Source organism: Paracoccus binzhouensis (genome assembly GCF_016446475.1).
Lineage (GTDB): Bacteria > Pseudomonadota > Alphaproteobacteria > Rhodobacterales > Rhodobacteraceae > Paracoccus > Paracoccus binzhouensis.
In genome coordinates this window covers 1-18,102 of sequence record NZ_JAEHFP010000043.1, presented here as the reverse complement: position 1 = coordinate 18,102, position 18,102 = coordinate 1, and the positions used below count along the sequence as shown (strand labels likewise).

Here is an 18,102-nt window from a genome sequence, read left to right as displayed (position 1 = left end):
ACAGCGGGGCCGCTAATGTCGCGCCATGCCCGATTATGCCGACCTTGCCGCCCGCATCCGCGCCCTGACCCATGGCGAGACCGACGAGGTCGCGCTGATGGCGACGCTCGCCTGCGAAATCCACCACTCGGACGAGCGTTTCGATTGGACCGGCTTCTATCGCGTCACCGCGCCCGAGACGCTGAAGATCGGCCCCTACCAGGGCGGCCATGGCTGCCTGGTGATCCCTTTCTCGCGCGGGGTCTGCGGCGCGGCGGCGCGGACGCGGCAGACCCAGCTGGTGCCGGATGTCGAGGCTTTCCCGGGCCATATCGCCTGCGCCAGCTCGACCCGGTCCGAGCTGGTGATCCCGGTGATCGGCAAGGGCGGGCGGCTGATCGGCGTGCTTGACATCGACAGCGACCGGCCGGACGCCTTCACGCAGGACGACGCCGACCGCCTGCAGGAGATCCTGGATGCCACCTTCGGACGCGACTGAATTCACCGGCCATTGCCTGTGCGGCGCCATCCGCTTCCGCGGCACCTACGACGCCGGCAACGACCTCAAGGCCTGCCATTGCAGCCAGTGCCGGCGCTGGTCGGGGCATTACTGGGCGGCGATCCTGCCGAAATCGCTGCGGATCGAGGGACAGCCGAAATGGTATCGCGCCTCGGACATCGCCCGGCGCGGCTTCTGCCCGGATTGCGGCAGCTCGCTGTTCTGGCAGCGCGACGGGTCCGAGATCATCGACGTGGCGGCGGGCGCCATCGACAGCCCGACGGGGCTGCGGCTGCTGGGCCATATCTTCGTCGCCGACAAGGGCGATTACTACGATATCGCCGACGGGCTGCCGCAGGATCCGCGCGAATAGTTGACGCGGCGCGGCGCCCGGCCTAGGCGGCAGGAAAAGGGGGCGCGCGATGATCTGGGACACGCTGGCGAATTTTCCGTTGCAACAGCTTCTGGCCTTCATGGCCGGGGCCCTGGTGCTGAACTTCGCGCCTGGGCAGGACGTGTTCTTCGCCAGCGCCTGCGGCATCCAGAACGGGCCGCGCGCCGGGGCGCTGGCCGGGTTCGGCGTCGGGCTGGGCGTGGTCTGCCATGTGGTGATGGCGACCGTGGGCCTGGGCGCGCTGGTCGCCGCCCATCCCGGCGCGCTGGTGGCGATCAAATATGCCGGCGCCGCCTATCTGCTGTTCCTGGCCTGGAAAAGCTGGAACGCGGGCGAGGTCGATCCCCGCGCCCGCGCCGCCAGCCGGCCCTGGGCCATCATCCGCCGCGGCGCGCTGTCGAACCTGCTGAACCCCAAGCCGGTGCTGTTCCTGCTGGCCTTCCTGCCGCAATTCACCCGGCCGGAATACGGTCCCATCTGGCAGCAGATCCTGGGGCTGGGGCTGATGTTCACCCTGTCGGGCATGCTGGTCACCATGGGCTATGGCGTGGTCGCCGGCTTTGCCGGGCAGGTGATCGGCAAGCGGCTGGGCATCGTGAACCGCATCGCCGCGGTGATGTTTGCTGGCCTGGCGCTGCGGCTGGTCTGGAAATGAGCTTTTCCTACCAGCCCACGACCGAGCAGCCGCGGGTGATCCATGCCGACCACGAGATCCTGGTGGTCGAGAAGCCGGCCGGCCTGCTCTCGGTCCCCGGCCGGGGTGAGGATCGCGCCGATTGCCTGATCGAGCGGCTGCGGGCCGCCTTTCCGACCATCCTGCTGGTGCATCGGCTGGACATGGACACGTCGGGCGTGATGGTCTTTGCCCTGACGCCGCATGCGCAACGCCACCTGTCCCGGCAGTTCGAGGACCGGCGCACGAAAAAGACCTATGTCGCGCGGCTCTGGGGCCGGCTGGAGCCGAAAACCGGCATGGTGGACCTGCCGCTGATCGTCGACTGGCCGAACCGCCCGCGCCAGAAGGTCGATCATGCCGAGGGCCGGCCGGCGCAGACCGAATGGCGGGTGGTCAAGGCCAGCGAGGCCGAGACTCGGGTGCGGCTGATGCCGATCACCGGCCGCAGCCATCAGCTGCGCGTGCATATGGCCGAGCTGGGCCACCCGATCCTGGGGGATCCGCTTTATGCGACCGATGCGGCGGCGGATTTCCCGCGGCTGATGCTGCATGCCGAAAGCCTGCGCTTCAAGCATCCCGAAACCGGGGTGATGCAAGGCTTTTCCGCGCCGGCGCCGTTCTGAGCCGGGCCAGCCCTTGGTCTTGCGGCGCCGCTGCATGGGTATTTGGGCAACGAAGAAGTCGCCGGCCGGCGGAACCTTGCCGACCCCGCCCGGGTTGGGCGGTCAGATCGGCAGAGGGAGAGGACTGATGGCCGGATTGTTCAAGACCACCCGCCGCGGCACCATGTTGATGGGCGGCGCGCTGCCCTTGGCGCTGGTGCTGCCCGCCCATGCCCAGACTGCCGCCCCCGCCCAGACCGCGCCCGCCGAGCCGCCGGGCGAGGCGCCGGTCTTCGTCGGCCGCGCCAACACCATTCAGCTGGGCGGCTTCGAGGTGACGACGCTGCTGGGCGGCGCCAGCATGAACGACAATCCGATCGAGACCTTCGGGCTCAACGCCGACCCGGCCGAGTTCGAAAGCCTCAGCGCCGAGAATTTCATCCCTGCCGACCGCAGCGGCGGCTCGTTCACCCTGACCTTGGTGCGCACGCCCGATGCGCTGGTCCTGTTCGACACCGGCATGGTCCCGGCCAACAACGCCGCCTCGCTGGCGCAGGCCGGGGTGAAGCCCGAGGACGTGACCCATGTCGTGCTGACCCACATGCATCCCGACCATATCGGCGGGCTGATGGATGGCGAAGCCCCGGCCTTTCCCAAGGCCGAGCTGATCCTGCCCCGGCCCGAGAACGATCATTGGGCCGCCAATCCAAGCGAGGCCTATACCGCCAAGGTGGTGCCGCTGCTGGACAAGGCGCGGCAGATCGAGGGGACCGAGGAGATCCTGCCCGGCATCAGGGCCGAACAGGCGCATGGCCACACCCCCGGCCATACCACCTATCTTCTGGAAAGCGACGGGCAGCGGCTGCTGATCACCGGCGACAGCTTCAACCACTATGTCTATTCGGTGCAGCGCCCGGCCTGGCACGTGCGCTTCGACGTGGACAAGGAACAGGGCGCGGCCACCCGCCAGGCGGTTCTGGCCCGGCTGGCCGAGGAGAAGATCCCCTTCATCGGCTATCACATGCCCTTCCCCGCGCTCGGCTTCGTCGCCCCGAACGGCGAAGGTTCCTATCGCTTCGTGCCCGCGACCTATCAGTTCGGCTGACGGCCGGAGCGCGGCCTTGGCGTCAGGGGCCGAGAAAGTCGTTCACAATTTGTTCCAGCCTGCTAGGTTCGCCCGAGGAGTCCCTTGCAGGAGAGGCGCGATGCCGGACCAACAGGCGAAATTCGAGGCGCTGAAGGCGCTGCACGAGGCGGAGGGCGCCTTCGTCATGCCCAATCCCTGGGACGCCGGCTCGGCCCGGCTTCTGGCCAGCCTGGGGTTCCAGGCGCTGGCGACCACCAGCGCCGGCTATGCCTTTTCCCGGGGCAAGCTGGATTCCATCGCCGACCTTAAACGCGACGAGATCCTGCAGAACGCCGCCGAGATCGTCGGCGCGACCGAGCTGCCGGTCTCGGCCGATCTGCAGGATGGTTTCGGCGCCGCAGCGGAGACCTGCGCCGAAACCATCCGGCTGGCCTGCCGGGCGGGGCTGGTCGGCGGCTCGATCGAGGATGCGACGGGCGATGCCGACGATCCGATCCACGACCTGTCCCTGGCGGTCGAGCGTGTCCAGGCCGCAGCAGAGGCGGCGCGGGGCCTGCCCTTCCTGCTGACGGCGCGGGCCGAGAATTTCCTGTGGGGCCGGCCGGACCTCGACGATACCATCCGGCGGCTGCAAGCCTTTTCCGAAGCCGGGGCGGATGTGCTCTATGCGCCGGGCCTGCCGGACCTGCAGGCGATCCGCAGTGTCTGCGCCGCGCTGGACAAGCCGGTCAACGTGGTCATGGGGCTGTCGGGTCAGACCTGGTCGGTGGCCGAGCTGGCGCAGGCCGGGGTGCGGCGGATCAGCGTCGGCGGCTCTTTCGCGCGGGCGGCGCTCGGGGCACTGATGCGCGCCGCCGAGGAGGTCCGGTCCGCCGGCACCTTCGCCTATGCCGCCGAGGCCCTGCCCGGCGCGACGGTCGCCCGGATCATGGCGCGCGGCGACGAGGGGGACTAGCCCAGGTTGAACACCCGCGAGGGCTGCACCTCTCCGCCCATGTAGCGGCCGATGCACAGCGCGCGGCCGTGGCGGCTGACCCAGACTTCCTCGCCGAATTCGGCATGGCCCAGCACCTGGCCGGGATTGCCGTTCAGGATGCGGGTGGCGCCGATCTCGGTCGCCTGCATCTCGAGCAGGTCGGCCAGCGCCGCCTGCAGCGGCAACAGCGCTGCCTCGATCTCGGCCTGGTTGGTGCGGTCGATGCGGTCGAAGGCGAAGCCGTCTGCGGCGTCGAAGGGTCCCGACCAGATGCGGCGCAGCTGTGCGACATGGCCAAGGCAGCCCAGCTTGCGGCCCAGGTCGCGGGCGATGGCGCGGACATAGCCGCCCTTGCCGCAGACCATGCGCAGATCGGCGCTGTCGCGGGTCGTGCCCAGCAGCTCCAGCGAGTCCACCCAGAGCGGGCGGGCGGCCAGTTCCACCACCTCGCCCTCGCGCGCGAGGTCATAGGCCCGGGCGCCCTCGACGCGCACGGCCGAGACGGCGGGGGGAACCTGCATGATCTCGCCGGTGAACTCCGGCAGCGCGGCGCGGATCGCCGCCTCGTCCGGGCGCGCATCGCTGGTTTTCACCACCGCGCCCGAGGCGTCGTCGGTGGTGGTCTCGGCGCCCCAGATCACCGTGAAGTCATAGGCTTTCAGCGCGTCGGTCAGGATCGGCACGGTCTTGGTCGCCTCTCCCAGCGCCACGGCCAGCACGCCGGTCGCATCCGGGTCCAGCGTCCCGGCATGGCCGGCCTTCTTCGCGTCCAGCGCCCAGCGGACCTTGCTGACCACATCGGTCGAGCCGATGCCCGCCGGCTTGTCCACGATCAGCCAACCGTGGATCTCGCGTCCCTTTTTTCGCGCCATTCTAGTTCTGTCCTACATATCCGATGATCGGCCCCAGCCGCCGCCCGAAATCGGCGCGGCCAAGGCTCGGGGCGTATAGCCGCGAAATCGAGCCGTCGAAATACAGCGCATCCCGCGCCCCCAGCCCGTCGCGAAACAGCCTGCCGAATTCGTGAAACGTCACCGCCCGGTCCGAGATGGCGAACCACGCCGTCTGCCCGTCCGGCGAGACGCCGACGCCGTTCCTGATATAGCGGCTGTCGCTGTCCACCAGGAAACGCGGATGCAGCGCGCCGTCGATCACCAGCATCGGCCCCGACTGCGTGGCGATGCGGCATTCCGGGGCGGCCCTGGCAAAGGCCCGGCTTTCGATCACCTGATAGGGCCGCGCGCCGCCGGTGCAGAACACGCCGTTCGGCAACATGCCGAAATTGCCGCCGCCGCCCGCCGTCACCAGCTCGTGCTGGCTGATGCCGTCGCTGACGTAAAGCCCGACCGGGGTGAAATCCGGGTGATACATGCCGGCATTCATGGCAAAGCCCAGCACCTCGCCCTCGGTCAGCATGCGACGCACGGCGTTGAAATCACCCAAGACCCGGCCGTCGGGGCCGTTCAGCCACAGCCGCAGCCCCGGCTCCTGCCCGGCATCCAGCGTGCAGACCACATAGCCCTGCCCGTCGAAGTCGCGCTTTTCGCAGATCCCGGCCATGGCGGGCAGGGTCATGGCGACCAGCGCGCCGATGGTCAGGCCCAGCCGGCGCCTAAGGTCAATCTTCATCGTCTTCCGGATGCGATTCGACGTCGCGGCGCACGCGGTCCTCGGACAAGAGGCGGCGGGTGTCGTCCATGCGGTCGAAGGTTTCGTCCAGCACGAAGCGCAGCTGCGGTGCGTATTTCAGCGTCATCGCCTTGGCGACCAGGTGGCGCAGCTCGCCCGAATGGCGGCGCAGCGCGGCCAGCGCCTCTTCGGCATCATGGCCGCCCAAGGGCAGCACATAGGCGGTCGCGACCTTGAGATCGGGCGAGGTCCGCACCTCTCCGACCGTGATCGAATGCCGGTTCAGGTCGGGATCGTGGACATCCCCGCGCAGAAGGACGTCGGAAAGCGTGCGGCGGATCAGCTCGCCCACGCGAAGCTGGCGCTGCGAGGGGCCATGATGCGAAGATCCGGCGCCGGAATGAAAGCGGTTCTGTGCCATGCGCGCAGATGTAGGGGGTCGCGGCCCGCGCCGCAACGGGATAGACATGCCGGAAACGGGGGATCGAGCATGGAAAAACCGGGAATCGTCATCACGGGCGCGTCGGGCCGCATGGGGCAGATGCTGGTGCGCACCGTTCTGGGGTCGGATCAGGCCCGCCTGGTCGGCGCCATCGAGCGGCCGGGCAACCCTTGGGTCGGCCGCGACCTGGGCGAGGCGATGGGCGGCGCGGCGCTGGGAATCACCGTCACCGACGACGCGGTCGAGGCCATCGCCAAGGCGCAGGCGGTGATCGACTTTACCGCCCCGGCGGCGACGGTGGCTTTTGCCGAACTGACCGCGCAGGCCCGTGCCGTGCATGTGATCGGCACCACCGGCTTCGAGCCCGCCCATCTGGACAAGCTGAAGGCCGCCGCCCGCCACGCGCCGATCATCCGCGCCGGCAACATGAGCCTGGGCGTCAACCTGCTGGTCGGGCTGACCCGCAAGGTCGCCGCCGCGCTCGGCGAGGACTGGGATGTCGAGGTGGTCGAGGCGCATCACAACCGCAAGGTCGATGCGCCCTCGGGCACCGCGCTGATGCTGGGCGAGGCCGCCGCCGAGGGGCGCGGCCACGGCCTGGACGAGTTGCGCACGCCTGCGCGCGAGGGCATCACCGGCGCCCGCGCGCCCGGCTCGATCGGCTTCAGCGCCATCCGCGGCGGCGACATCGTGGGCGAGCATGACGTGATCTTCGCCACCGCGGGCGAGCGGGTGGTGCTGCGCCATGTCGCCACCGACCGCGCGATCTTTGCCCGCGCTGCGCTGCGGGCGGCGCTGTGGGGCCAGGACAAGGGGCCGGGCGAATACGACATGGCCGACGTTCTGGGGCTTTGACAGGGCCGCGTCCCGCATTAGGTTCACGCCATGACCCTGCTTGCGACGCTTGACGATGCCGATGCCGACCTGACCGCCTGCCTGGCGCGGGTGATGGCGGCTGTCCTGAAGCCCGGCGACGTGGTGGCGTTGCAAGGGCCGGTGGGTGCGGGCAAGACGCATTTCGCCCGCGCCTTCATCCGCGCCCGCCAGGGCGAGGCGGCCGAGGAGGTGCCCAGCCCCACCTTTACCCTGGTCCAGACCTATGCCGACCCGCTGGGGACCGAGATCTGGCATGCCGACCTTTACCGCCTGAGCCATCCCGAGGAACTGGCCGAGCTTGGCCTCGACGAGGCCATGCGCGAGGCCATCGTGCTGGTCGAATGGCCCGAGCATGGCAGCCCGCTGGAGGGCGCGCTGACCGTGGGGCTGGAGCCTTTGGCGGACGCGCCCGAGCTGCGCCGCATCACCCTGGCCGGGTCCGAGCCGCATTGGGGCCTGATGACCCGCCTGCCCGCCATCGCCCGGCTGATCCACCGTGCCGGCTGGTCCGGGGCACGGCTGGTCCCGCTGGCCGGCGACGCCTCGTCGCGGCGCTATTTCCGGCTGGTGGACGAAGGGCGCAGCGCGGTGCTGATGGATGCCTCGCCCGGCGTGACCGCGCCCTATGTCGCGATGACGCAATGGCTGCGGGCGCTGGACCTGCACGCCCCCGAGATCCTGGCCACCGACCAGGCCCAGGGGCTGCTGCTGATCGAGGATCTGGGCGACGATCTGGTCGCCCGGGTGCTGGAATCGCGCCCCGATCTGGCGCCGCGCATCTATGACCGCATGACCGACCTGCTGGTGCAGCTGCATGGCCACAAGCCGCCGGATTTCGTGCTGCGGCTTGACGGGCCGGAACTGGCGCGTCAGGTCGGGCTGTTCGCCGAATACTACCCCCCCGCAGCTGGCGCGCCCGGCAAGGGCGCGGAGGTTGCAGCGGTGATCGAGCGGCTGCATGCCGAACTGGCCGCCGACATGCCTCCGGTGCTGGGTCTGCGCGATTTCCATGCCGAGAATGTCGTCTGGCGGGACGAGGCGCCGCTGGGCCTCTTGGATTTCCAGGACGCGGTGGCGGTGCATCCGGCCTATGACCTGGTCTCGGCCTTGCAGGACGCCCGCCGCGATGTCGCGCCCGAGATCGAAGAGGCGCAGATCGCCCGCTATGTCGCCGCGACCGGCGTGGACGAGGCGCGGTTTCGTGCCGCCTATGCGCTGCTGGGCGCGCAGCGCAACCTGCGCATCATGGGCATCTTCACCCGGCTGGCGCAGCGCGAGGGCAAGCGGCGCTACCTGGCGATGATGCCGCGCGTCTGGGCGGCGATCCAGCGCGACCTGGCGCATCCGGCGCTGGCCCCGCTGGCCAAGGCGCTGGAAGGCGTCCCCGCCCCCACGCCCGAGGTGATCGAGGGCATCGCCGGATGAGCCTGCCGCTGATGATCTTCGCCGCGGGCAAGGGCACCCGCATGGCGCCGCTGACCGATACGCTGCCGAAACCGCTGATCCCGGTCGGCGGCCAGACCCTTCTGGACCGCGCGCTGGCCTTGGGGCGGCAGGCGGGCGCCGGGCCGGTGGCGGTGAATATCCACCACCTGGGCCAGCAGATCCGTGATCACATCGCCGGGCGGGACATTGCCATCTCGGACGAATCCGACCTGCTGCTGGAGACCGGGGGCGGCTTGCGCAAGGCGCTGCCGCTGCTGGGCCCCGGCCCTGTGATCACGATGAACCCGGATGTGGTCTGGACCGGCCCGAACCCGATCCGCGCGCTGCTGGACGGCTGGCGCGAGGAGATGGATGCGCTGCTGATGCTGGTGCCGCTGGATCGGACCCATGGCCGGCAGGGCGGCGGCGATTTTAGCCTCGGCCCGGCGGGCCGGCTGATCCGGGGGGGCGATCTGGTCTATGGCGGGGTGCAGATCATCCGGCCCGAGCGGCTTGCCGCGATCCCCGAACAGGTGTTCTCGCTCAACCGGCTCTGGGATCTGATGATCGCCGGGGGCCGCGCCTATGGTCTGATCCATCCCGGCGCATGGTGCGACGTGGGCCGCCCCGACTGCATCCCGCTGGCCGAGGCGCTGCTCGATGCCTGACTGGCAGAACGGGATCTTTGCCCTGCCCTGCGGCGCGGATTTCCCCGGCGCCTTCGCCGACGGGCTGATCCGGCGCATGGCCCATCGCCCGCCGCAGGACATGGCGCGGGTCACAGTCTATGCCAATTCCGGCCAGTCGCTGATGGCGCTGCGCCAGGCCTTCATCCGGCGCGGGCCGCTGCTTTTGCCGCGGCTGCGGCTGATCGCCGATCTGGGCGGCGGCGCGGCCACGGCGCCGCTGGCCCGCCGGCTGGAGCTGGGCCGGCTGATCGACGCCGCGCTGCGCGCCGATCCCGACCTGGCGCAGGGGCAATCGGTGCCGGAACTGGCCGCCTCGCTGGCAGCGCTGATGGCCGAAATGCAGCTGGAGGGGCTGGACGCGCAGGCGCTGGACCGCATCGACGCCAGCGAACACGCCCAGCATTGGGGCCGGGCGCTGGCCTTCCTGAAGATCGCCGCCGGCTATTACCTGTCCGACCTGCCGCAGGACCGCGAATCGCGCCAGCGCGCCGCCGCCGAGGCGCTGGCCGCCTCCTGGGTGCGCGGCGAGGATCTGCCGCAGGGCCCGGTGGTCGTCGCCGGCTCGACCGGCTCGCATGGCGCGACGCGGGACTTCATGCGCGCCGTCGCCCGGCTGCCGATGGGCGCGGTGGTGCTGCCCGGCTTCGATGCCGACCTGCCGCAAGCCGTCTGGGACGGGCTCGACGTCCGGTCCGAGGATCATCCGCAGGCGCGCTATGCGCCGCTGCTGGCCGAGTTCGGCGCTCCGGCGGAATGGCTGGCGGACACCGCCCCCGACCCGGCCCGCAACCGGCTGATCTCGCTGGCGCTGCGCCCGGCGCCGGTCACCGACCAGTGGATCGAGGAGGGCCCGCGCCTTGGCCCGCTGATCCCGGCGACCGAGGCTCTGACCCTGATCGAGGCCGAGCAGCCCGGCGAGGAGGCCGAGGCCGTGGCGCTGGTCATCCGCGAGGCGGTCGAGCGCGGCCAGCCGGTGACGCTGATCGCCGCCGACCGAATGCTGACTCGCCGCGTGCAATCGGCGCTGGACCGCTGGGGCATCATCCCCGACGATTCCGCCGGCCAGCCCCTGCCGCTGACCGCGCCCGGCCTGTTCCTGCGCCATGTCGCCGACCTGTTCGGGGCCGAGATGATGCTGGACGCGCTCTTGGTGCTGCTCAAGCACCCGGTCACCGCCACCGGCCTTGGCCCCGACTACCGGCGCGAGCACAACCGCCATAGCCGTGACCTGGAACTGCACCTGCGCCGCAACGGCCCCGCCTTTCCCGACGGCGCGGCGCTGCGGGAATGGGCGGACCGGGGCGACGCCTCCAGCAAGCCCTGGGCGCTGTGGCTGGCCTCGCTTCTGGACCGCATCGTGCCCTTGGCGCAGGATCGCGCGCCGCGGCCGCTGGCGGAGCGGCTGCGCGATCTGCGCGCCCTGGCCGAGGATCTGGCCGCCGGCCCGGGCGGCGATGCCGAGGCGTCCGAGCTGTGGGCCAAGGCCTCGGGCGGCTTGGCCCGCGCGGTGCTGGACCACCTTGCCGCCCATGCGCATCTGGGCCACGACCTGCGGCCGGCCGAGTTCTGCGACCTGCTGCAGGACGAATTGCAGGGCCAGGCGGTACGCCAGGACGTGGCCGCGCATCCGCTGGTCCGCTTCCGCGGCCCGCGCGAGGCGCGCACCGAGGCGGTGGGCGAGGATGCCGGGTTGGTGATCCTGTCCGGGCTGAACGAAGGCGGCTGGCCACAGGCGCTGCCGCCCGATCCATGGCTGTCGCGTCCGATGCGGCTGGCGGCGGGGCTGACCCTGCCCGAGCGCCGGGTGGGCTTGGCCGCGCATGACTTCCAGCAGGCCATCGGCGCGGGCCAAGTGGTGCTGACCCGCGCCCGCCGCGATGCCGAGGCCGAGACCATCCCCTCGCGCTGGCTGAACCGGCTGGTGAACCTGTTGGGCGGGCTTCCCGATCAGCAGGGACCGCAGGCGCTGGCCGAGATGCGGGAACGCGGCCGGCGCTGGCTGGACTTGGCCGAATTGCAGGCCCGGCCGCGGATGCGGCTGGCGCCGGCGCCGCGGCCCTCGCCCGTCCCGTCGCCGCCCGCCCTGCGCGAGCTGTCGGTGACCGAGGTCAGGACGCTGATCCGCGACCCCTATGCCGTCTATGCCCGCCGCGTGCTGGGTCTGCGGGCGCTGGATCCACTGCGCCCCGAACCCGACGCGGCCGAGCGCGGCAATGTGCTGCATCACATCATGGACCGTTTCCTGCGCGGCCTGCCCGACCTGCCCGAGACGCCGCAGGCCATGACGGCGCGGCTGCTCGCCATCACCGATGCGGTGCTGGAGGCCGAGGTGCCCTGGCCCTCGGCCCGGCTGTTCTGGCGGGCGCGCATCGCCGGCATCGCCGACCGGCTGATGGCGGACGAGGCCGAAAGGCTGGCCCGCGGCCGGCCCATCGTGGTCGAGGAATACGGCGAACAGGGCATCCCCGGCCTGGACTTCCGGCTGATCGCCCGGCCCGACCGGCTGGACCTGCTGCAGGACGGCCGGGTGCATGTCTATGACTACAAGTCCGGCAAGCCGCCGACCGACAAGCAGATCGCGCATTTCGACAAGCAATTGCCGCTCGAGGCCGCCATGGTCCGGCACGGCGCCTTCAAGGCGTTGGGACCGGCCGAGGTCGAGGGCATCAGCTATATCCAGCTGGGCGGCGAGGGGAAAACCGAGAGCCGCGAGTTCAGCCCCGGCTTTGCCGAGGAAAGCTGGGCCGGCTTCGTCACCCTGATCCGCCGTTATCTGGACGGCGAGCGCGGTTTCACCGCCCGGCTGGCCATGGAACGCAGCGACAACGCCAGCGACTACGACCACCTGTCCCGGCATGGCGAATGGGACACGACCGAGGCCGCGGCCCCGCAGAGGTTCGGCGATGATGGATGAGGCGACGCTGGCGCAGGTGCGGGCGGCGGACCCGCATCGCTCGACCTGGTTGACGGCCAATGCCGGCTCGGGCAAGACGCGGGTGCTGACCGACCGGGTGGCGCGGCTGCTGCTGGCGGGGACGGCGCCCGAGCGCATCCTGTGCCTGACCTATACCAAGGCCGCGGCGACCGAGATGCAGAACCGCCTGCTGGCGCGGCTGGGCCAATGGGCCATGCTGCCCGAGCCGGCGCTGCGCGCCGAACTGGCGCGGCTGGGCGAGGCGGGCGCTCCCGACCTGCCCGCCGCGCGCCGGCTGTTTGCCCGCGCCATCGAGACGCCGGGCGGGCTGAAGGTCCAGACCATCCACAGCTTCTGCGCCGGCGTCCTGCGCCGCTTTCCGATCGAGGCCGGGGTGCCGCATGGCTTCACCGAGCTCGACGGCCGCAGCGCCGCGCTGATCCGGGCCGAGATCATCGAGGACATGGCCCGCGAGCGCGCGCCCGAGCTGGAGGACCTGCTGGCCCTGCATTCGGGCGAGAGGCTCGACGCCTTCCTGGCCGGTCTGCGGGGGTTCGAGGCCCCCGCCGACCGGGATGCGCTCTGGACTGCCTGCGGGCTGGCGCCGGGCGAGGACATGCAGACGCTGCTGGCCGCCTGTTTCGCGGATGGCGCCACGGTCATCCCGGCGCTGATCCCGCATCTGCTGAAAGGCGGCGCGACTGACCAGAAGGCGGCGGCGAAGCTTGCCTCCGGAAACTGGGTGCAGCCCGGGACGGCGGAACTCGCGATCCTGGAATCGGTGCTGCTGACCGGGGCGGGCGCCAAGCAGCCCTTCACCGCGAAATACGACGGCTTCCCGACCAAGGCACTGCGCAACGGCCCCTGCGCCGCGCTGATGGACGATCTGGCGATCCTGATGGAGCGGGTCGAAGCCGCCCGCCCGCGCCGCATCGCCCTGGCCCATGCCGAGCGCACGCTGGCGCTGCATCGTTTTGGCCATGCCTTCCTGACCCGCTACCGGGCGCAGAAGGCGGCGCATGGCCATCTGGATTTCGACGACCTGATCGACCGCACCGCGCGGCTGCTGTCGGAAAGCAGCATGGCGCAATGGGTGCTGTTCCGGCTGGACGGCGGCATCGACCATATCCTTGTCGACGAGGCGCAGGACACCAGCCCGGCGCAATGGCAGGTGATCGAGCGGCTGACGGACGAGTTCACCTCGGGGCAAGGCGCGCGCGACCAGGCGCGCAGCCTGTTCGTGGTGGGCGACCCGAAACAGTCGATCTACAGCTTCCAGGGCGCCGATATCGCGGTGTTCGAGGCCCGCCGCACCGGCTTTGCGCAGGCCTTCGAGGCGGTGCAGAATCCCATGCAGGTGCTGGAGCTGCGGCATTCCTTCCGCAGCTCGACCGCGATCCTGTCGCTGGTCGATCAGGTCTTTGCCGGCGATGCGGCGCGCGGCCTGGGCGATCCGCCGCAGCACCGCGCCTTTCGCACCGCGATGCCGGGCCGCGTGGACCTGTGGCCGGCGATCCCGAAGCCGGAAAAGCCCGAGCCCGGCGACTGGACCGATCCGGTGGACCAGCCGGCCGAGAATTCGGAAACCGTGCAGCTGGCCCGCGCCATCGCCGACGCCATCGGCAGGATGCTGGGCCTGCCGATCCATGATCCCAGAACCGGCGCGGTGCGCCGCATCCGCGCCGGCGACGTGCTGATCCTGGTGCAGCGCCGCTCGGACCTGTTCGCCGAGATCATCGCGGCGCTGAAATCGGCGAACCTGCCCGTCGCCGGCGCCGACCGGCTGAAGCTGGCCGGAGAGATGGCGGTGCAGGACATCCGCGCCCTGCTCTCGGTGCTGGCCACGCCCGAGGACGACCTGTCGCTGGCCGCCTGCCTGCGCTCGCCGCTGTTCGGGCTGTCCGAGGAGGAGCTTTACCGCCTTGCCGCTAATCGGAAGTCTAGGGAGTATTTGATAATCCGCCTTCGGGAGTCTGCTCATCGCGCTGCATACGACATGCTAGACGACCTGATGGGCCAAACCGGCTTCATGCGCCCCTATGACCTGATCCAGCGCCTGCTGATCCGCCACGGCGGGCGCGAGCGGCTGATCGCCCGGCTGGGCCCCGAGGCGCAGGACGGCATCGACGAGCTCTTGTCGCAGGCGCTGGTCTATGAAAGCTCGGAGACGCCCTCGCTGACCGGATTCCTGGTCTGGCTGACCGGCGACGATGTCGAGGTGCGCCGCCAGCCCGGATCGGCCGGCGATGGCGAGGGGCTGATCCGGGTGATGACCGTGCACGGCTCGAAGGGCCTGGAAAGCCCCATCGTCATCATGCCCGACTGTGCGCAGCGCCGCCCACCGCGCGAGGCGCCGGTGCTGCCCGGCCCGGACGGGCTGTCCCTGTGGCGCGGCCGCAAGGGCGAGCGGCCCGAGCCGGTCGAGGAACTGGCCGCGCTGCAGACCGAGCGGCAGCTGCAGGAACGCAAGCGGCTGCTCTATGTCGGCCTGACCCGCGCCGAAAGCTGGCTGATCGTCGCCGCGGCGGGCGAGACCGGCCAGGCCGAGGACAGCTGGCACGCCATGGTCGAGGCCGGCATGGGCCGCACCGACCTGACCGAAACCCGCCTGCCCGCGCCCTGGGGCGGCGAGATCCGGCGGCTGTCCTTTGGCGACTGGCCCGGGAACGCGCCGCAGCCGGTGCTGTCGGAAAAGCCCGCGCTGGCCGAGCCGGACTGGCTGCGCGCCCCGCCGCCGCCGGCGCCGGAAAAGCTCCGGCCCGTCGCCGCGACAGCGCTGGGCGGGGCCAAGGTGATCGGCGCGCCCGGCGAGGGCGATGCGGCGGCGGCGATGCTGTTCGGCACCCGCCTGCACCTGCTGCTGGAGCATCTGCCGGGCCGCGATCCGGCCGATTGGCCCGCCCTGGCCCGCGACGTTCTGGCCGATGCCGAGGGCGGCCTGCCCGGTCCCGAGGAACTGGCGGCGCTGCTGGCCGAGGCGCGCGCGGTGATCGAGGCGCCGGACCTGGCGCAGGTCTTCGCGCTTTCCGACGCGGCCGAGCTGCTGTCCGAGGTGGCGCTGGCCGCGCCGCTGCCGGGGATCGGCACCCTGACCGGCGCGGTGGACCGGCTGGTGGTGGAGCCGGACCGCATCCTGGCGGTGGACTACAAGTCGAACCGCGAGGTGCCGGATACGCCGCGGGCGGTGCCGCTGGGGATCCTGCGGCAGATGGCCGCCTATCGCGCGGCGCTGCGGCTGGTCTGGCCGGCCATGCGGGTCGAGGTCGCGGTGCTCTGGACCGCCTCGCGCAGCCTGATGGCGCTGCCCGATGCGTTGCTGGATGGGGTGATGGCGGGCCTTGACCCCAACCGCCCCGGTGCATAGCTCTTGACCCATACGCCCCGCCGGTGCCAGCCGGCACATCGCAGGAGAGCCCCATGGCCAACACCCAAGCCGTTTCCGACGCCGATTTCGACAGCGAAGTCCGCCAGTCCCCGACCCCGGTCGTGGTGGATTTCTGGGCCGAATGGTGCGGTCCCTGCCGCCAGATCGGCCCCTCGCTGGAAGAGCTGGCCGCCGAATACGAGGGCCGCGTGAAGATCGTGAAGGTCAATGTGGACGAGAACCCCGAAAGCCCCGCCGCGCTTGGCGTGCGCGGCATCCCGGCGCTGTTCCTGTTCAAGGACGGCCAGGTGGTCTCGAACAAGATCGGCGCTGCGCCCAAGGCGGCGCTGAAAGCCTGGATCGACGATTCGATCTGATTGCGCTTCGGGGGGCGGTCGGTCAGATCGGCCAGCCGCCCCTTCGCATGGCCGCAAGGATGCGGTCCGGCGCTTCGGGCCGGCTGGCATTGATGGCCTGTTCCTGAAGGAACCACCACAGGTAGCGCGCGAAATCCGGGGCATGGCTTTCGGCGCGGGCCAGCGCCGTCTCGGCGCCGAGTTCGGCGACGTTCAGCCCGATATGGTGGAAGTCGATCTGCCCGAACAGCACCGCCGGCTTGCCCAGCAGGTAGCCGTCGAAGGCCACGGCGCTGTTCTGCGTGGCGACGAAGGCGCAGTCGCGCAAGATCCGCATGGTGTCGCCGCCGATCCGCAGGTTCGGGTGGCGCGCCGTCAGCCGGGCCAGGGCGGCGTGGTCGGCTTCGTCATATTTCTCCTTCGGATGCAGCGTGGCGACCACCGGCCGGCCGGTGGCAGCGACCGCCTTCAGCATGGCGACCGGGCTCATGGTCTGAAAGGAGCGGCAGCGGCGGATATGCCCCTGGAGCGGCACCAGCACCGTCTCGCCCCGCCTGGGTTCCGGGCCGGGCAGCACCCGGGCGCGCAGCCTTGCGGCGAAGTCGCGGGCCGGGGCGGCATCCACCGCGGCGGGATCGAAGCGGTTCAGGGCGACGGCGAAGCGCCAGCGCTGCTGGGTGTCCTCGATGCGCCAGAACGGGTAGTGATAGGCGCGGCGGAAGGTCAGCGCCCGGTCATGCGTGGGGGCCTGCATGTGAAACAGCGCATAGCCCGGCCGCCGGGGCGCCGCCGCGCGGGCCGCGGGCCCGGCTTCCTGCCATTCCACCTGCCAGCCCCGGCCCTCGACCGCGGTCCTGAGCAGGTTCAGGAAGTTGATGCCGCCGGCCCGCGCGCTGCGCAGCAGCGGCGGCTCCAGATAGATGCGCAGGACCGGGACACGGCTCATGCCGGCAGGCTAGCGGGACGGGCGGGGTTGCGAAAGGTCGGGTTGCGAAAGCGGGGCCCCGCCCATATCTGACGGGCCAGAGGCAAGCGGAGAGAACCATGTCCGAAGACAAATTTCCCGGCTGGCACGGCACCACGATCCTGGCGGTGCGGCGCGGCGGCCGCGTGGTCGTCGCCGGGGACGGTCAGGTCAGCGTCGGCCAGACGGTGATGAAGGGCACGGCGCGCAAGGTGCGCCGGCTGAGTCCCGGCGGGCATGACGTGGTGGTGGGTTTCGCCGGTTCGACCGCCGACGCCTTCACCCTGCTGGAGCGGCTGGAGAAGAAGCTCGAGGCGGCACCCGGCCAGCTGGCGCGGGCCTGCGTCGACCTGGCCAAGGACTGGCGCATGGACAAGTATCTGCGCAATCTCGAGGCCATGCTGATCGTGACCGACGGGCGCGAGATCTTCGTGGTGACCGGCGCGGGCGATGTGCTGGAGCCCGAGCATGACGTGGCTGCCATCGGCTCGGGCGGGAACTTCGCGCTGGCCGCGGCGCGCGGGCTGATGGAGAGCGACCTGGATGCCGAGGCGGTGGCGCGCAAGGCCATGGCGATCGCGGCGGATATCTGCGTCTACACCAACGGCAACCTGACCGTCGAGGTCATGGGCTAGGCGGGGGAAGGGGCTCTGCCCCTCGGCCCTGCGGGCCTCACCCCGGAGTATTTGCAGAGCGGAGAAGGTGGGAAAGGCGCCCGGGTCAGGCGCCTTCCTTTTCGGCGAGGCCGTGCAGCAGCGCCAAGCGCCGGGCGGAGAAATCGCCGGGCCCGGCCGAGAGGTCGCTCATGGCGCGGACGAAGAACTGCCGATAGTCCTGCGCCAGTCCGCACCAGGCCAGCAGCTTCACGCCCTGCGCCGGGTGGACCAGCGCCAGCGGCAGCACGCTGCGCCGCGTCTCGTTCCCCGCCAGATCGGTATAGCCGAAGGCGACGGGCCGGCAGTCGCGCATGGCCGCGTGCAGCAGCGCCAGGTCGTCGGCGGGGGCCTCGGGCATGTCCGCGCGGTAGAAGGCGGCCGGGCGCACGTCGAGCTTGCGATAGAGCCGAACGAGCAGCGCGGCTTCCGGGTCGGATTGCTGCAGCCGCGCGATGGCCCTGCGGGCGGCGGCGGCCTGGACCGGATCGCCACGATGCTCGGCCAGCGCCAGCCCGCGCAGTGCCGCGTCGCGCAGCTCGGGGTCGGGTGCGGCGGCGGGCGGGCGGGCCGCGGC

The 18,102-nt window shown here is 71.0% G+C and carries 18 protein-coding genes; 13 read left to right on the top strand and 5 right to left on the bottom strand.

The genetic code is table 11. The features are described from left to right. The first annotated feature begins 25 nt into the window (after positions 1-25). The 6 genes from I9P22_RS11655 to I9P22_RS11630 all read left to right on the top strand — a co-directional run bounded on the left by I9P22_RS11655 (position 26) and on the right by I9P22_RS11630 (position 4,192). The gene (locus tag I9P22_RS11655; protein WP_199259650.1) at positions 26-478 is read left to right on the top strand and encodes a GAF domain-containing protein; all 453 of its coding nucleotides are present in this window, start codon (positions 26-28) and stop codon (positions 476-478) included. Beyond that, positions 456-851, top strand: a complete 396-nt coding sequence (locus I9P22_RS11650; protein WP_199259649.1) for a GFA family protein — start codon at positions 456-458, stop codon at positions 849-851. The genes I9P22_RS11655 and I9P22_RS11650 overlap by 23 nt, the downstream gene beginning before the upstream one ends. A gap of 49 nt (positions 852-900) precedes the next feature. Then, positions 901-1,527, top strand: coding sequence for a LysE family translocator (locus I9P22_RS11645; protein WP_199259648.1), 627 nt, complete (start codon positions 901-903; stop codon positions 1,525-1,527). After that, positions 1,524-2,171 (top strand): RluA family pseudouridine synthase, encoded by a 648-nt coding sequence (locus I9P22_RS11640; protein ID WP_199259647.1) that lies wholly within the window; start codon positions 1,524-1,526, stop codon positions 2,169-2,171. The genes I9P22_RS11645 and I9P22_RS11640 overlap by 4 nt, the downstream gene beginning before the upstream one ends. Positions 2,172-2,298: 127 nt before the next feature. Continuing rightward, positions 2,299-3,255 (top strand): MBL fold metallo-hydrolase, encoded by a 957-nt coding sequence (locus tag I9P22_RS11635; protein WP_233253343.1) that lies wholly within the window; start codon positions 2,299-2,301, stop codon positions 3,253-3,255. A gap of 100 nt (positions 3,256-3,355) precedes the next feature. Further along, the gene (locus I9P22_RS11630) at positions 3,356-4,192 is read left to right on the top strand and encodes an isocitrate lyase/PEP mutase family protein (protein ID WP_199259646.1); all 837 of its coding nucleotides are present in this window, start codon (positions 3,356-3,358) and stop codon (positions 4,190-4,192) included. On the opposite strand, the gene truB is transcribed toward I9P22_RS11630, so the two are convergent. The 3 genes from truB to rbfA are packed head-to-tail and all read right to left on the bottom strand — an operon-like array spanning position 4,189 to position 6,263. Then, positions 4,189-5,085, bottom strand: coding sequence for a tRNA pseudouridine(55) synthase TruB (gene truB, locus I9P22_RS11625; RefSeq protein ID WP_199259645.1), 897 nt, complete (start codon positions 5,083-5,085; stop codon positions 4,189-4,191). The two genes, I9P22_RS11630 and truB, sit on opposite strands and share 4 nt — an antisense overlap. A 1-nt stretch (position 5,086) precedes the next feature. Then, positions 5,087-5,842 carry a phosphodiester glycosidase family protein gene (locus tag I9P22_RS11620; protein WP_199259644.1) on the bottom strand — a complete coding sequence of 252 codons (756 nt, stop codon included), beginning with the start codon at positions 5,840-5,842 and terminating at the stop codon, positions 5,087-5,089. Further along, positions 5,832-6,263: a 30S ribosome-binding factor RbfA gene (gene rbfA, locus I9P22_RS11615; protein ID WP_199259643.1), complete on the bottom strand. Its 432-nt coding sequence runs from the start codon at positions 6,261-6,263 to the stop codon at positions 5,832-5,834. Before rbfA ends, I9P22_RS11620 begins: the two co-directional genes overlap by 11 nt. Positions 6,264-6,332: 69 nt before the next feature. On the opposite strand from rbfA, the gene dapB reads away from it, so the two are divergent. From dapB to trxA, 6 genes are read left to right on the top strand one after another with little or no spacing between them, the layout of a single operon-like run. Further along, on the top strand, positions 6,333-7,139 hold the full coding sequence (gene dapB, locus I9P22_RS11610) for a 4-hydroxy-tetrahydrodipicolinate reductase (protein WP_199259642.1): 807 nt from the start codon (positions 6,333-6,335) through the stop codon (positions 7,137-7,139). Between the two features lie 30 nt (positions 7,140-7,169). Beyond that, positions 7,170-8,585 (top strand): tRNA (adenosine(37)-N6)-threonylcarbamoyltransferase complex ATPase subunit type 1 TsaE, encoded by a 1,416-nt coding sequence (tsaE, locus tag I9P22_RS11605; RefSeq protein WP_199259641.1) that lies wholly within the window; start codon positions 7,170-7,172, stop codon positions 8,583-8,585. Next, positions 8,582-9,253 carry a nucleotidyltransferase family protein gene (locus I9P22_RS11600; protein WP_199259640.1) on the top strand — a complete coding sequence of 224 codons (672 nt, stop codon included), beginning with the start codon at positions 8,582-8,584 and terminating at the stop codon, positions 9,251-9,253. Before tsaE ends, I9P22_RS11600 begins: the two co-directional genes overlap by 4 nt. After that, on the top strand, positions 9,246-12,188 hold the full coding sequence (gene addB / locus I9P22_RS11595) for a double-strand break repair protein AddB (protein ID WP_199259639.1): 2,943 nt from the start codon (positions 9,246-9,248) through the stop codon (positions 12,186-12,188). Before I9P22_RS11600 ends, addB begins: the two co-directional genes overlap by 8 nt. Further along, positions 12,178-15,552, top strand: coding sequence for a double-strand break repair helicase AddA (addA, locus tag I9P22_RS11590; protein ID WP_199259638.1), 3,375 nt, complete (start codon positions 12,178-12,180; stop codon positions 15,550-15,552). Before addB ends, addA begins: the two co-directional genes overlap by 11 nt. 53 nt (positions 15,553-15,605) lie before the next feature. Next, entirely contained in the window at positions 15,606-15,929 is a 324-nt protein-coding gene (trxA, locus tag I9P22_RS11585) for a thioredoxin (protein WP_199259637.1), read from the top strand. Between the two features lie 22 nt (positions 15,930-15,951). Here the strand turns inward: trxA and I9P22_RS11580 are convergent, their stop codons facing one another. Next, positions 15,952-16,854 carry a hypothetical protein gene (locus I9P22_RS11580; protein ID WP_199259636.1) on the bottom strand — a complete coding sequence of 301 codons (903 nt, stop codon included), beginning with the start codon at positions 16,852-16,854 and terminating at the stop codon, positions 15,952-15,954. Between the two features lie 98 nt (positions 16,855-16,952). Here I9P22_RS11580 and hslV point away from each other — a divergent pair, with 98 nt between their 5' ends. Further along, a complete protein-coding gene (gene hslV, locus I9P22_RS11575; protein WP_199259635.1) occupies positions 16,953-17,507 on the top strand; it encodes an ATP-dependent protease subunit HslV in 555 nt (184 codons plus the stop codon). Between the two features lie 85 nt (positions 17,508-17,592). Here hslV and I9P22_RS11570 read toward each other — a convergent pair. Further along, positions 17,593-18,102, bottom strand: a 510-nt coding sequence (locus I9P22_RS11570; protein ID WP_199259634.1) for a WYL domain-containing protein, incomplete at its 5' end; no start/stop codon positions are given.